General features: G+C 41.0%; 10 protein-coding genes. 5 read left to right on the forward strand and 5 right to left on the reverse strand.

Annotation, left to right across the window (positions count from 1 at the left end; genetic code table 11):
* Window positions 1-375: 375 nt before the first annotated feature.
* Window positions 376-582 (reverse strand): hypothetical protein, encoded by a 207-nt coding sequence (locus K6V26_RS23665; RefSeq protein WP_224264055.1) that lies wholly within the window; start codon window positions 580-582, stop codon window positions 376-378.
* A gap of 367 nt (window positions 583-949) precedes the next feature.
* Here K6V26_RS23665 and K6V26_RS23670 point away from each other — a divergent pair, with 367 nt between their 5' ends.
* From K6V26_RS23670 to K6V26_RS23690, 5 genes are all read left to right on the forward strand, one after another.
* Window positions 950-1,843: a HEPN domain-containing protein gene (locus K6V26_RS23670; protein ID WP_224264056.1), complete on the forward strand. Its 894-nt coding sequence runs from the start codon at window positions 950-952 to the stop codon at window positions 1,841-1,843.
* A gap of 107 nt (window positions 1,844-1,950) precedes the next feature.
* Complete coding sequence (locus K6V26_RS23675; RefSeq protein ID WP_010801025.1) at window positions 1,951-2,286, forward strand: helix-turn-helix domain-containing protein; 336 nt, start codon at window positions 1,951-1,953, stop codon at window positions 2,284-2,286.
* Entirely contained in the window at window positions 2,264-3,430 is a 1,167-nt protein-coding gene (locus K6V26_RS23680) for a type II toxin-antitoxin system HipA family toxin (RefSeq protein WP_010801024.1), read from the forward strand. The genes K6V26_RS23675 and K6V26_RS23680 overlap by 23 nt, the downstream gene beginning before the upstream one ends.
* Window positions 3,431-3,487: 57 nt before the next feature.
* Window positions 3,488-4,375 carry a HEPN domain-containing protein gene (locus tag K6V26_RS23685; RefSeq protein ID WP_048314325.1) on the forward strand — a complete coding sequence of 296 codons (888 nt, stop codon included), beginning with the start codon at window positions 3,488-3,490 and terminating at the stop codon, window positions 4,373-4,375.
* A gap of 211 nt (window positions 4,376-4,586) precedes the next feature.
* Window positions 4,587-5,678 carry a tyrosine-protein phosphatase gene (locus tag K6V26_RS23690; protein WP_048314327.1) on the forward strand — a complete coding sequence of 364 codons (1,092 nt, stop codon included), beginning with the start codon at window positions 4,587-4,589 and terminating at the stop codon, window positions 5,676-5,678.
* Here K6V26_RS23690 and K6V26_RS23695 read toward each other — a convergent pair whose 3' ends face one another.
* From K6V26_RS23695 to K6V26_RS23710, 4 genes are all read right to left on the reverse strand, one after another.
* Window positions 5,679-8,267, reverse strand: coding sequence for a hypothetical protein (locus K6V26_RS23695; RefSeq protein WP_224264057.1), 2,589 nt, complete (start codon window positions 8,265-8,267; stop codon window positions 5,679-5,681).
* A gap of 137 nt (window positions 8,268-8,404) precedes the next feature.
* A complete protein-coding gene (locus K6V26_RS23700) occupies window positions 8,405-9,286 on the reverse strand; it encodes a BT_3987 domain-containing protein (protein ID WP_009860195.1) in 882 nt (293 codons plus the stop codon).
* Between the two features lie 38 nt (window positions 9,287-9,324).
* Complete coding sequence (locus K6V26_RS23705; protein WP_224264058.1) at window positions 9,325-11,346, reverse strand: RagB/SusD family nutrient uptake outer membrane protein; 2,022 nt, start codon at window positions 11,344-11,346, stop codon at window positions 9,325-9,327.
* A gap of 11 nt (window positions 11,347-11,357) precedes the next feature.
* Window positions 11,358-14,441: a SusC/RagA family TonB-linked outer membrane protein gene (locus K6V26_RS23710; RefSeq protein WP_009860193.1), complete on the reverse strand. Its 3,084-nt coding sequence runs from the start codon at window positions 14,439-14,441 to the stop codon at window positions 11,358-11,360.
* Between the last annotated feature and the right edge of the window lies 1 nt (window position 14,442).

Below are 14,442 nucleotides of genomic sequence, written 5' to 3' on the forward strand. Positions count from 1 at the left end.
ATTGTTTTGTTTTATTTGATATGGGCAGCATAATGCTGTTTTGTTTGCTTCAGGCAAGATGATATGTTATTTCTTAAGTTGCTGACAGTGATGTAAAAGGTAGCAGGTCTTGATTCTCTCCCGTGCAGCCTTTCCATAGGAGGGTTGAATTGACAGTTTGATATTCGTGAGTTCTTCATAATAATATAATTCAAGTACGGATTATACAGATTTCATTGTTTAGATAAATAAGCAATTTGTCAAATCCGTATAATCCGTGCCTGTAAGAAAGTATAAAAAGGCTTTTGCTATAGTCTTCTTATGGTTTAGGGACTACCGGTTAATTATAAAACATCAGACAAATATTATTGGATAGATGTTCTATTGCCTTCGCTTTTATGTAACAACCTGGTATCGCCCATCTAATCTATTCATTAAATAGTCGTAGTTTTGGGTTATCTCTAGATAAGAGATGAATCCCTTTACATACTCATTTTTATCAGGGAATAAATAAACAAACTCACATTTACCTTCGTTGCTGAAAAGACAAGTCATCGTAAATGCTTCCTGGTCAAATCGTATCTCGATCGATTTTTCTTCCACATTTTTTTCGAAATAGTCAATTAAGCAATATGGATAGTTTATATATTTCTGTCTGATTTCTGGTAATGACAGATTTAATAAAGAAGTAATTTGTTGTAGCAGATAGTAATAGCCTTTTATTCCAGTTATATTATTATTGTCCATATGAATACGTTCCTTTCTAAGCCTGATTCGGAGGAATCGAGCTTATATTAATACTATGATATTTTAATTGCCTGTATTATATAGACTTATTCATTCTGTACTATCAAACAAAACAAATAAAAACAGGAACGTTGTGTAAATATATGATTTAGAATCAAAAAGCTAAAGGCAATTCTGCTTTTTTTGTACTTTTGTATTTTAACGTTGTACATAATCAAGCATAATGAAAGATTCAATCGCTTATCTGCCCAAAGACAAACAGGAAGAACTGAATTTTCTTGTAACGGAGATACTTCGTCGCTTACCTCAGACGGAGTTTATTATTCTGTATGGAAGTTATGCGAGGGGTAATTATGTTCGCCGTAGCATACGAATTGAAGACGGCGGTATTCCTACCGTTAAAATCTCAGATTATGACATCTACGTGATAACAAACGGAATAAACAGCAAAAAGGCAGAAACCATTCTGGATAACGTAGAAGATATCTTCTTTGCCGGAAAAGATTTTGACCGCGACACTCCGGTCGAGTTTATCAACGATGATATTAAGCAGCTTAATAAGTTTATTGAAGAGGGCCGGTATTTCCATACACAAATAAAGCAGGAAGGAGTAATACTTTATAATAGTGGAAAATACAAATTGTCTCGTAGGAGAAAACTCAATTTTGATGAGATAAAGAAACAGGCACAGGACTATTTTAATGAGAAGTTTGAAAAAGGAAATTTCTTTTTTGATGATGCCATAACAAATAAAGAAAGAGATAGGTATCAAATGGCATCTTTTTATCTTCATCAATCCTGTGAAAATTATTACTATGCTATCCGATTGACATTTACTTTGCGAAATAACAAACAACATAATCTATCCAAATTATCTTCTACCACCAGGCGCTATTCCGATGATCTGAGTACTGTATTCCCTCAAAACACACTTGAAGAGAAACGACTTTTTAAACTATTAAAAGCCGCTTATGTGGATGCCCGGTATAATCCTCACTTCGTCGTGACTAAAGAGGATATCGATGCGCTTATCCCAAAAGTCGAATTGCTTAGGGATATAACGAAGCGGATTTGTGAGGCGAAAATTAAGGAGTATGGGGAGCAGAGTGGTATATAGATACATCGACACTTTCGATAGTTGTCCTTTTTGTATTTACTGGAAATAAATATTATCTTTGTAACTAATACAATAATATTGATTAAGCCGTTTATTGCTACTATAGTATGACTTTATTATATACATTCGACGAAGATAAGACAGAAGCCATAATGAAGGTTCTGGCACAAAACTGTCAGAAGAGACGTTTGGAAAAAGGCCTCTCACGAGATGCTTTGGCAGATTTGAGTAAGGTTCCTGCTGCTACAATCGCGAAATTTGAAACGAAGCATGTCATATCTTTAGTTTCTTTTGTTGCATTGGCAAAAGCGTTGGGATATACCAATGATTTGAAACAATTATTGTCAGAACCATTATACAACACAATGGCTGAACTGGATGAGATAAACAGGAATTTAAACAGGAAAAGAGGAAGCCGTAATGTCAGGAAAGAAAAAGAGTGAAACCAGGAAGATAAGGTCTTTGGAGAAAATCAGACAGATAAATAAAGTGTCTGTATTCTATGGAGACAAAAAGGTGGGTGAACTTGCTATGACTCCTACTCAAAGGTGTGCTTTTGAATATGATAAAGAATGGCTAAAGTCCGGTTTTTCTATTGCTCCAAGGCAATTAGACTTGAAAGAAGGTTTGTTTATTGCCCCCATAGAACCTTTCTATGGCAATTTTGGAATTTTTGAAGACAGCCTGCCTGACGGGTACGGGCGTTATCTTTTAAACAGAATATTGCAAAAAGAGGGGATAGATGATACAAGCTTGACTCCTGTGCAACGTTTAAGTATTGTTGGCGCTTCCGGAATGGGGGCCTTATCGTATGTGCCTGAATTATATATCGGTGAGCCAAAAGGTCTACCGGAATTAGATTATATGCAAAATTTAGCTCTCGAGGTGCTTGCCGAGAAAACGGATAAGGATGTCGATGTTCTTTATTTTAATAGTGGTAATTCAGGTGGCTGTCGCCCAAAATCACTTTATAAAGATGAGGAAGGAGATTGGATATTGAAATTCCGTCATATCAATGATCCGAAAGATATGGGTAAAATGGAATATCAATATAATAAAGCTGCTCGTGCATCAGGTATCAATGTGCCTGACTTTAAACTTATTGAAAATAAATATTTTGCTACAAAACGATTTGATATAGAAGATGGTCAACGTTTACACACTGCAACAGCCGGAGCTTTACTTAACCAATCTATCCATTATCCGGCATTGACTTATGAGAATTTATTGGCTTTAACCGGAGTCATCACGCAAGACCCTGTTCAGGTGGAAGAAATGTTCCGAAGAATGGTCTTTAATATACTGGCTGAAAACAAAGACGACCATGCTAAAAACTTCAGTTTTTATTATAGGAACGCCCAATGGGAATTGGCACCAGCCTACGATTTGACAAGATGTAGTGGCGGTTATAATGGTGAACACGCTACAACTGCTAACGGCAGCGGAAATCCAACTATTGAAGACATGCTTGTCGTGGGCGAGGGTATCCGTATTTCCCGTAAAAAAGGACAAGAGATTATCGGTCAGCTTAAAGAAGTCTGCAAAGAAATTCTTGCCGACAGATTCAAAGAAAGATCCAATAAGTAGCAGTTGTTCACATAATAATGTACTTTTGTATTTTAACGTTGTACATAATCAAGCATAATGAAAGACTCGATCGCTTATCTGCCTAAAGACAAACAGGAAGAACTGAATTTTCTTGTAACGGAGATACTTCGTCGCTTACCTCAGACGGAGTTTATTATTCTGTATGGAAGTTATGCGAGGGGCAATTATGTTCGCCGTAGTATACGGATTGAAGACGGCGGTATTCCTACCGTTAAAATATCAGATTATGACATTTACGTGATAACAAGCGGAATAAACAGTAAAAAAGCGGAAACCATCTTGGATAACGTAGAAGATATCTTCTTTGCCGGAAAAGATTTTGACCGCGATACCCCTGTTGAGTTTATCAATGATGATATTAAGCAGCTTAATAAGTTCATTGAAGAGGGGCGGTATTTCTATACACAAATAAAGCAGGAAGGAATTATTCTTTATGATAGTGGGAGATATAAATTATCTCGTCGTCGGAAATTAAACTTTGAAGAGATCAGAGAGCAGGCACAAGAGTATTTTGATGAAAAGTGTGTGAGAGCAAATAACTTTTTAAAGTATGCAATAATGGCTGACAAAGAGACAGATTATAAAGAGGCATCTTTTTTTCTTCATCAATCCTGTGAAAATTATTACTATGCTATCCGTTTAACACATACACTACGAAACAGTAAACAGCATAACCTTTCCAAATTAATATCTTCTGTAAGACGTTATTCCGATGATCTGAATAATGTATTTCCTCAAAACACCTCCGAAGAGAAACGATTTTTTAAACTATTAAAAGCTGCCTATGTGGATGCCCGCTATAATCCTCATTTTGTAGTCACAAAAGAAGATATTGATGCACTTATACCAAAGGTGGAAATGCTTCGAGATATTACAATGCGGATTTGTGAGGAGAAAATTAAGGAATATGGAAATACTGATTGACCAGAAATCAATTATATTGCAATTTAATGAATGCTTTGCATTGATAAAATAAGATGACAAACGAGGTTACCTTTTTTTATATTCCAAAATAAATAAACGATATTCTAAATTTCATTTATAGGGCTAAAACCGGTTCTGTTTTTGTGTAATTGGTTTTAAACCTGTATCTTGCGCGCCTTTTAAAATATTTATTAATGAGTAAAAGCGTGTTATGAAGAAGAATTTGTTTAGCTGTTTATTGCTACTATTTTGTGCCTCCGGAGTATTTGTTTCTTGTGGGGACGATGATGAGAAAACGACTGTTGGATATTCGGGTAAGGATATAAGCGGAGATGCTGGGATTACCCGTGATAAAGAGACGAAAAAGGCTGTGCTGAGTGTGGATACCGATAAAGCCTGGGAATTATATGCCGGTTCTACAGCTGAAGATATCGATATGAATACACCTTGTCTGACCGGTGACGGAAAAGGCTCTTTCGATTTGAGCGTTGATGCCGGAAAAAGATCCGTATTCTTGTTTAAGACGGCTGAAGGTCAGGCTTTATTAGCAGAAAGATTGTTGCCGGTCACTGCGTATAACTTCAGAGATTTGGGCGGTATAAAAAATAAAGAGGGGAAGTTTGTTCGTTGGGGAAAATTGTTCCGTACGGACGAAATGAATAAGATGACTGATGCCGACCTGACATATCTGGCAAGTACGGGACTGAAAACCGTTGTCGATTTTCGTACTGCAACAGAAAAAGAAGGTGGATTTGGCGGTATGATGCCGGCTGCTCCGGATAAATTGCCTTCTACTGTAAAGAATCCTTATAATTTAGAGATCAATGCCGGTAATATATTTTCTGATGAAATTATCGGAAGTATATCTAAGGGACTTAGTGAGGAAGAAACTGCACAGATCATGATTGACGGGTATATCGAAATGATCAGTTATGATGATTATGTGGCCAAATACAAAGAGTTCTTTAAATATCTTCAGGATGAAAATTCTTTACCGTTAAGTTATCATTGTTCAGCTGGTAAAGATCGTACCGGGGTTGCGACCATGCTTATCCTGTCGGCTCTCGATGTGGATAAGGCGACGATTATGAAGGATTATTTGCTTAGTAAAGAATATATTAAGGGTAAATATGATTCGTATTTGAAATATTATCCTCAGATCGCCCCGTTAGTAACTGTCGATGAAAAATATCTGAATGCCGCCTATGATAAGATAGACGAAAAGTATGGCTCCATGACTAAGTTCCTGACAGAAACGTTAGGAGTCGATATCCAGAAGATGAAACAGTTATACTTGTATTGATTACTTGTAAACCCCGATTATTCCATCTGCTGTAATTGTCTCGGCACTTACCTTGAACTTCCGGCATCTGCTGTTATTGTAGAACCGGATACTGGCTTTGCCTTTTTCATCCGGAGTAACGGAGGGATTCCAGTATAAAGTGCGTCGGTAATCCGGTTCGGGAGGAAGCACTGAATAATCGGGACTATAAAATTCTTTGACCTGGCTGTAACCTTCCAGCCAGGTTTTTCGTACCCCTTTACCTGCATCTGTCGGAATCTTGTCTTCCGGGTATGTTTCAACAAAAACGACACAACCATATATCTTATCTATTTCCAGCGGAGATATTCTTGGATCTGCATATTTACACATAGTGGAGATATCCTCGTTGATGTAGATAGACTTGATGGCTTCGAGCCGGATCAGTTTGTATTTGTTGTAATCCATTTCAGTAGCCATCGTCGGTTCATAGTTGATTACAAAAAGAGGCATTCTGCCTTTGTATTGCAGATATTCGTCCTGTCTGGAGAAGGCTTTTCTGAAATTATTATTCATATTAATCATCAGTTCATGGATATCTTTTCCGATGTATTTGCCCTGGTCCGTGATATCATCCCATTCTGACTGAACGTCATAATAGGCGATAGATTTCGATCGGTTGTTGTAGATATCCTTTTCACGTGATCTCTTTTTAGCGGTAACGGTTACTTCATCCAGGCGGAGGATTTTTTCTTTGTTTCCCACTTTGGCCAATGAATCTTCGTAAGAAGTCAGCAGGGCGTTGATATCTTCTTCCGGTTCCTGAATATTGGGAACATCTTCCGGCTCAGTTTTTTCTTCTTTATCTCCTTCCGCTCTATCGGCGATGTTCACTTGCATCTCGGCATAGCGGTATCTCTTAGGTTCCGGAGTGAAAAGCCTGTCCAGTATGATCCGGTGGTCTTTCTTTTTCCCTTTTTCGCTTACAGCCAGTATCATATTCCATTTCCCGGTAATATCTGTACGGAAAGCGAAACGTCCCAGGCTGTCTGTAACAAATACATCGAACGCATTGCCGGGCTTTTCCTCTTCGCCCCTTTTGAGCAGGAAGGAAGAGACGGTGACATTCGGTTTGGGTATTTTCCTGACAAATGAAACTACCTGGCCGTGCATTTCGATACCTTGTTCCGGCCTGTATTTCAAGTCGAATGGTTCTATACCTGCCATCTGCTTCCAGGAATAACGGTGCCAGCCTTGCACCATCATAAGAAGGTCGAGAGCTGAGCGATGGGTAGAGTCGTCCGCTTCGAAATAGTAAGACGGGTTGCGGACGTACCCTTTGATTTCGGACATCAGCAGTAGATCGGTCAGGATAGTATGATTCCACGCAACTTCGTTCATGCCGTCTCTCACCGATAAGGAGAATGGCGTTTGTACGGGATTGGCTTCCCGGTCGGTTAGGGTAAATTCCATATCGACTGCTTCGTAAGGCTCGTATGTCTCTTTCGAGGTTTTTGACTGAATACTAAATTGGTTGTCTTTGTTGTTGAATAGGAGGCGGTCGCAAAGTATTTCTCCATCGGAATTGAATAATATGGCTTGTGCAACACCTGCCGGGAAGTTTGTTTTATCTACTTTAAACCGGATTGTTTCATTATGGATGACATTAATAAGGCTGTAGCCATGTAGTTGTCCTCTGCTGATAAAAACCAGGCCCAGTTTCTCGGCGGGAGTATATTTATTTTTCTGTAAGGAGATTTCGAGACTGTCAGGAGAAGACAGGTTGTCCACATGGAAGGTGAATCCTTGTGGTAATGGCTTGGGCATATCAAACTGGTATTGTTTGCCGTTGTAGTCGACTATTGCTTTTCGTTTGCTTTCGTCAGGTGTATAGTCGAAGAAACCTCGTCCTTCGTGAACTGTTGAAAAGGTGGAGATATCTTCTTTGTCTTCATTGATGATCTTTCCGGAGGCTTCCAGTGGGTTACCGAATGCATCGGTTATTTCGAATGCAATCCGTGAAGTGATGCCGTGGATCAGGTTTCCTCCTTCCGGATAGAGTTTCAAGGTTACTTTCTTGTCTTTTTGAGGCTTCTCCCGTTTCTTCGGGTATTTGCCGTATCCGTATTTCAGCATGTTTTTCTCTTCGAAGTTTCCCTCTTCTTTGGGCTTGTTAAATACGGGCAGTAGCCGGGAGAAGATAACGTCTTCGCCGAAGTTCAACATATATTTCGTGTAGGCACGGACTTCATAAAATCCGGAATAGAAGGGAAGCTGGCCTAGCGTGAAATCACCATGGCACCGGCCGTCTTCTATTTTCAAGACACGCTTGTCCACTATTTCTCCTCCGGGATTGAGCAGTTCGACATACAGGGTTTTGCTCAGTTCGGTTGCCTGGTGCAATTCGGAGGTTACGACGTAACATGTAAACCAAATATTATCGCCCTGATAGTAACTGGTGTTATCGAAATGCAGGTAGACTTTTTCGTGGGGAATATATTGGGAAAACTGATCGGTCGCACGAATAAACTGGGTTAGTTTATTGAGTACACTGTCCGGTTCCTGCCCCGATGCTTTAAGGCAAAATAGTAAGAGAAAAATATAGTTGATAACGTTGTAATGTGTTTTCATGCGACTTCGTACTTCCCTTATATGGAAGAATATACGAAGTTACAGATAAATAAAAATGTTGCAAAGGGATGCAGGCTTTTTTTAGAAAGGGCGCATGCTTTTTCGGAATAGCATGTGCCCTTTTTCTTCAATCTTCCTTATTCCTCCGTATCGATTACAGGAGCGTCGAGATTCGTTATTTTCTCTTCTATATCGAATGTTTTGCCGTCTGCATCTGTGTAACTGTATCTTAGATAGAAACTTTGTCTTGTTTTATCGTAAGTACTTTTACCCAGATCAGTTATTTGGGCATCCAGCCAGGGTTTTATAGTAACAGATGTGCTATCCGCACCGATAGTGAGAAGCATAAAATTGGTTTTTATGTATTTGGCTTCTCCGGACAATGAATGGATAGGCATCCGTACAGAATTGGAAGACATGGCTTTCAAGGTTGGCTGTACCGAACGGATTGTTTTAGGTAACTCAATAGAACTACCCGCATAATTTCCAGAGAATCCGTTGACCATTTTAACTTCGTAAACCATTGTTTTCAATTCTTCGTTCACATCATACCCTTCGCTGTTTGAGACGATTGTGAGAGGTAGGGCATACGAGATGTCGGGATCAAGCCCTTGTGGTTTTAAGGGGATATGAAGTACTCCGTATTGAGCATTTGCCGGAATGGTTACCGATAAATCTGTCGATGTGTAATTCGCTTCCGGCAATAGTTTTTTGTCGATATATAAAGGATTCCCCAATGCACTTTTTTTATTGAGTGAGTCAAGCGCATTCGGGTTGATTGCCAGTTGAACCGTCAGGTCGGACTTGATAGGTTCGGAGGAGGCGCAATAAATTGAAAATGACATGGAATTGTTTTCACTTCCGTAAGCATGTTCACCCACGTAGAGCATATCACGGCTGTTTACGATATAGAGTGTTTTTTTATATTGTTCACCAAAATCAGCCGGTTCACTTGAACAACTCCAAAATATGAAGGCTGACAGGGAAAATAATATGAGCTTTAATTTATCTGGTTTCATAATAAACTGTATTAATGTATTTGTCTAAAAACATATTATTAAAATCCGGGCATCTGGTCCAGATTAGGATTTTTATCCACTTCACTTTTAGGTATGGGGAAGAAAGTCTGTCTGCGGGTAAAGACCTTGTAGATCCAGTCTCTTTCTTTTACCTGGATAATGTTGTAGAATTTATCCTTTTCTGCTTCTGTTGCGCTTACATCACATCCCATAACCGGTGCGTTCTCGTAGATAATTGCTTTTTTAGTACGTCGCAGGTCATGATATCTACGTCCTTCCCAGGCAAATTCGATCTGACGTTCCCGTGCAATCAACTCCCTCATTCTTTCTACATTGGCAACATCGGCGTCGGTGATGCCCGGTAATCCGGCCCGGTAACGGATCAGGTTGAAACAACGTTTCATTTCGCCTGTGTTGCGTGTCACTGTAATGTCGTTGATGGTATATGCCTGATCCAGTTCATTCATCGCCTCTACATAATTTAAATATACTTCGGCCATACGGTAGGCCGGACAATATTTGGTTTTCTGCCTTCCGCCGCTGATCCATGAATCTTCGTAATGAAGGAATTTCCGGCAGAGATATCCGGTCATCGGGTATTCTTCGGCTTCGCCTTGGGGACGGTTCAGGGCATAGTCCCGTCCACTTTTTGAGTCGCTGAAATATTTGGCCACTTTGCCATCCTGCTGGTCCACTTTGTCGGGAGGAGTTGAGGTGGAGGGGAAGTAGGAGTTATTGAAGGCAATCGTTGCATAAAAGCGCATTTCACGATTCGCATACCATTTATGAGTTCCGCTCAGCAGCGTAAAACCATTACTGTTTTTCTCTCCGGAAAATACCAGATCCGTATTTGTGTAACCTTCTTCATAAGGATAGGCTTCACTTGCATTATTGATGGTACGTCCGTCAGCCATGTAGTAAGCATCGACCAGTGATTGCGGTACAAAGAATACATTCCATGCATTCAGTACACCCGGGGCGGCATATTTATTCATGCCGTTGATTCCCGTACTTTGGCGGCTAAAAAGTATCTCCCGGTTAGATGATGCTAATACACATTCGCCATTGAACATATCTATGTAAGAATGGTAAGGATCGATGCCTCCTACGCCATCCGGGAAATCACCTTGTTCGGCTGCCGGTACAGGGAAAGTCGGAGTATTCTCCATTTTGGGAACAGTATAGAGATCGTTGGGTTTGATATCGACCAATCGTTTAGCATTGGCAGCAGCGATAGCCCATTTTTTTATATCTTTTACCGGATTGAGATAAGGTACCCCCTCATTGTTTATAAAATCGCTGAATTCTGAATTTTCACCGTTATAAAGCGGGCTGGCCGTATAAAGCGTCAGGCGTGACAGTACTGCCAGTGCAGAATTCTTTACTGCCTGGCCGATTTCCGAATTATCCCTGACCTGTGTGGGTAATAGTTTGATTGCTTCTTCCAGCAAGGCTGATACATAATCGCTGCATTCATCCCATGTGTTGCGTTCGACCATCATCTGGTCGATAGGAGTGTCGAAGTCGACAGGCGTATCAGGAACAATGGGGACGGGACCATAGGCCAGCATCAGTTCAAAATAGATCATCGCTTTAACGAATGTCGCCTGTCCGATCCATTCCGATCGTTGTAAAGCGCTTACTTCCTGACATTCATTTACTCTTTGAATAAAAGTATTGGCTTTGCGGATTCCTTCATAAAAATAATTCCAATAGTCGAAGTGGTCCAGATCTTCCGCTTTCATTTCATTGTTACAGAAATAATTGTAGTTGTGTCTGTTTCTCTTGTAGCCTGCTACACCTTCATCGCTGATAAGCACCCAAGGTTGCGCATTGTCTGTCCATGCGCTTGGCGAACCGTAGTCGACCAGGTAACTATATACGTTATTCAGATACTTCTGTGTATATTCTTTTTTTGCAAACACAGTGTCAAGGGTGAACAGATCGGCTACATACGGATCTATATCCAAAAAGTTACACGATTGGAAGGTAATTCCTGCACTGTTGAGGATAACGAATAAGAAGGCAAATAGACTTGTTTTTATTTTTTTGCTTGTCATGATTCGATGAATTAAAATGAGACTTGTAAGACCATTGAATAAGAACGGGTAATAGGATAAACGGCACCGTTGTCGCTTGCTTGTTCGGGATCCCATAATTTTACTTTATCCCAGACACATAAATTATCTCCGAGCACAGATATACGTAAATTGCTCATGTTTATTTTCGACAATATTTTTTTAGGGATCGTATATCCTATTTCAAGAGTTTTTAAACGGAGATATCCTGCATCGGCAAGCCAGAAAGAAGAGGGCCGGTTGTTGTTTACATTTTCTCCGTAGGTAAGACGGGGGAAACGGGCGTTAGGGTTCTCCGTCGACGGGTCTCCTGAGTAAGAAGCCGGTGTCCAGCGATTTTTCTGATCGTTCACGATGGAAAGAACGTTGCCGGTCACACCTCCGGCAAACGGGTAATATCCGTTTCCTCCCATGAAATAATCAACCTGTGCTGCACCTCTGAAAAATACACTGATGTCGAAACCTTTCCATTTGGCACTGGTCGCAAATCCGTATTGAACTTTTGGTATGTTGGAATTACCGATAGGAGCAATATCATAATCGTCGATACGGCCATCGCCATTTATGTCCTGATACTTAATGTCTCCTGGAAGAACTTTGCCGAATTGGGTAGGACTGTTTTTAACATCCTCTTCATCTTTGAAGAGTCCCAGAGCGATTAAACCACGGGTCACACCATAACTGGTTCCTTTTTTAGCCAGATAAGGGTAGCGGGGAGGTACCTCGTCGTAATCGATGATCTTATCTCTTGTCAGTGTGAAGTTTCCGCGTAATTCAACGTCTACATTACCAAAACGATGGGTATAAGAAGCTGTACCGTCTGCTCCCCAGCTCTTCATCTTGCCCACGTTTCCCCAGGGTTTTGTTCCTACGCCGATGGTTCCGGGCAGTGTGGCACGTTCCATGAAGATATTATTTCGTTTGTCGATAAAAGCATCTACCGTGATGTCAAGCGCTTCCCAAAGGGTAAGGTCGATACCGAAATTCTGTTTGATCGCTTTTTCCCAGACAAGGCCGGTGGAACCCAGTACGGCATCGGTTACTCCACCTCCCGAATTTTGGTACTGGTCGCCGAAGACATATCCGGGTGCACTCATATTTACGGTTGTAAGATAAGGAAAACGGACATCGTTACTGATCTGGTCGTTTCCTACCAAACCGTATGAATAGCGGAGTTTTAGGGTCGTGATGAACGGTAATTTCTTTTTCACCAGCGGATAGTTGGAAATAACATACCCCAAAGCGGCTGAGGGGAAAAATCCGAAGCGTTCTCCTTTCGGGAAATTTTCGGAACCATTATATCCGAAGTTACCTTCTATAAAGTAGATATCATTATAAGAATAAGTAAGGCGTCCGGCTATCCCTTGATTACGATGCGGGATAGATGCCAGTTCACCGTCTGCATCCGTGCGTTGGTAGTCCTTTTGATTGTAGAGGAACAGTCCTCCGATACGGTGCTTTTCGGCAAATAACCGGTTGTATTCCACTTTACCTTCGACATAAATCGTACGGATACCGTACGAAGTACTTTTGAAAGTCATTGGCTCGGCAACAACAGTTTTGAGTGTCATCAGTTCCCCGGTATTCCAGTTGCGGTCAGTCGCTTTATACAGATCCGGCATTTTGGTACGGCTGGTAAGATGATTGTTGTAGTTGTCGAACGACAGAGATGCCGTCGCTTTTAAGCCTTTCGTGATAAAATCTAGCGATTGTTCTATTTTCAATAAAGATTCTATAGAATTATCACGGTCGGTGAGGAAGCCGGTTTCATTTAGCAATACGGAAGGAGAGGTCATGTCTCCTTTTCCGTAAGCGGGAAGCTGTCCGTTCGAATAGCGTACCGGAACAGTCAACGGGGTTAAGGATGCTTGTGCACCCCATATCTCTTTGGTCGTGCCCATGCCCGGACGGTTCATATCAACCAATTTGGCGGATAAGAGTAAACTAATCAGTGTACTTTTGGTCAGATCGACATCGATGTTGCTTCTGAAAGTATATTGATTACGTCTTACATTCGAGTGATAACGTTCCATGCCGGTTTGTTTGTAAATGGCATCGTTGGTCCGGTAAAAGGCACTCATATAATAACGGGCCAGTTTGCTACCGCCGGAAATATTGATATTGCCCTGTACACCCAGTGTCCGTTTTTTCAATATCTCATCCTGCCAGCTAACATCCGGATAGAGGTCAGGATCCATGTTGTATTTTATAATATCGAAAATCTCGGGAGAATAAACCGATTTATCGCCTCTCACTACTTTGGCTTCGTTGGCTAGTCTGGCATAGTCGTAAGCTCTGAGATAGTTGGGAAGTCTGGGTAGTGTTTCTATCATCGTCTTAACACTGCCGTTGATCGAAACTTTTCCTTCAACACCGCGTTTGGTATTGATCAGTACCACACCATTCGCACCTTTGGCACCATATACGGCAGTTGCTGTTGCATCTTTCAGAACGGAGAAACTCTCGATATCTTCGGGAGCCAGTTCGTTCAGGCTGGAACTTCCGCGGTCTATCCCGTCTATCAGTATTAAGGCACTGCTATTGGCTCCGAATGTACTGATACCCCGGATCCAAAATTCGGATACATCGCTGCCCGGTTCGCCACTCTGCTGAACGCCGATCAGCCCCGCTACACGTCCGGCTAGCGCATTACTGACTGAAGTTACACCGCCCACATTCAATGTCGTCGGTTTAATACTTGTAATGGCTCCGACTACGCTGACTTTTCGTTGTGTGCTATATCCTACGATACTGACTTCTTCCAGTTGCTGTGCATCGGCATCCAGTACCACATTGATTGTTTGTTCCTTGGCCGTGCCGATTTTGATCTCTTGTGTTTTGAATCCGATATAAGAAAAAACGAGCGTTGTGCCAGGTTTGACCTGAATGGTGTATTTGCCGTCTATATCTGTAACGGTTCCATGCGACTGGTCGTTTCGCGGATATATGTTTACACCGATCTGAGTCTCATTATTAGAGTCGGTGACTACTCCCTGAATATTAATTGTTTTTTGCGCTGAGGCAAAAGCCGGCAGCATCGTCAAAAACAAGACGATCAATGCTATATATTTTTTCATT

This window comes from Parabacteroides goldsteinii (assembly GCF_020091425.1).
Lineage (GTDB): Bacteria > Bacteroidota > Bacteroidia > Bacteroidales > Tannerellaceae > Parabacteroides > Parabacteroides goldsteinii.

Excerpts from the sequence above, each read along its gene's own strand:
- K6V26_RS23700 (WP_009860195.1), bottom strand. The coding sequence starts at position 9,286 with ATGAAACCAGATAAATTAAAGCTCATATTATTTTCCCTGTCAGCCTTC.
- K6V26_RS23670 (WP_224264056.1), top strand. The coding sequence starts at position 950 with ATGAAAGATTCAATCGCTTATCTGCCCAAAGACAAACAGGAAGAACTG.
- K6V26_RS23705 (WP_224264058.1), bottom strand. The coding sequence starts at position 11,346 with ATGACAAGCAAAAAAATAAAAACAAGTCTATTTGCCTTCTTATTCGTT.
- K6V26_RS23710 (WP_009860193.1), bottom strand. The coding sequence starts at position 14,441 with ATGAAAAAATATATAGCATTGATCGTCTTGTTTTTGACGATGCTGCCG.
- K6V26_RS23690 (WP_048314327.1), top strand. The coding sequence starts at position 4,587 with ATGAAGAAGAATTTGTTTAGCTGTTTATTGCTACTATTTTGTGCCTCC.
- K6V26_RS23675 (WP_010801025.1), top strand. The coding sequence starts at position 1,951 with ATGACTTTATTATATACATTCGACGAAGATAAGACAGAAGCCATAATG.
- K6V26_RS23695 (WP_224264057.1), bottom strand. The coding sequence starts at position 8,267 with ATGAAAACACATTACAACGTTATCAACTATATTTTTCTCTTACTATTT.
- K6V26_RS23685 (WP_048314325.1), top strand. The coding sequence starts at position 3,488 with ATGAAAGACTCGATCGCTTATCTGCCTAAAGACAAACAGGAAGAACTG.
- K6V26_RS23680 (WP_010801024.1), top strand. The coding sequence starts at position 2,264 with ATGTCAGGAAAGAAAAAGAGTGAAACCAGGAAGATAAGGTCTTTGGAG.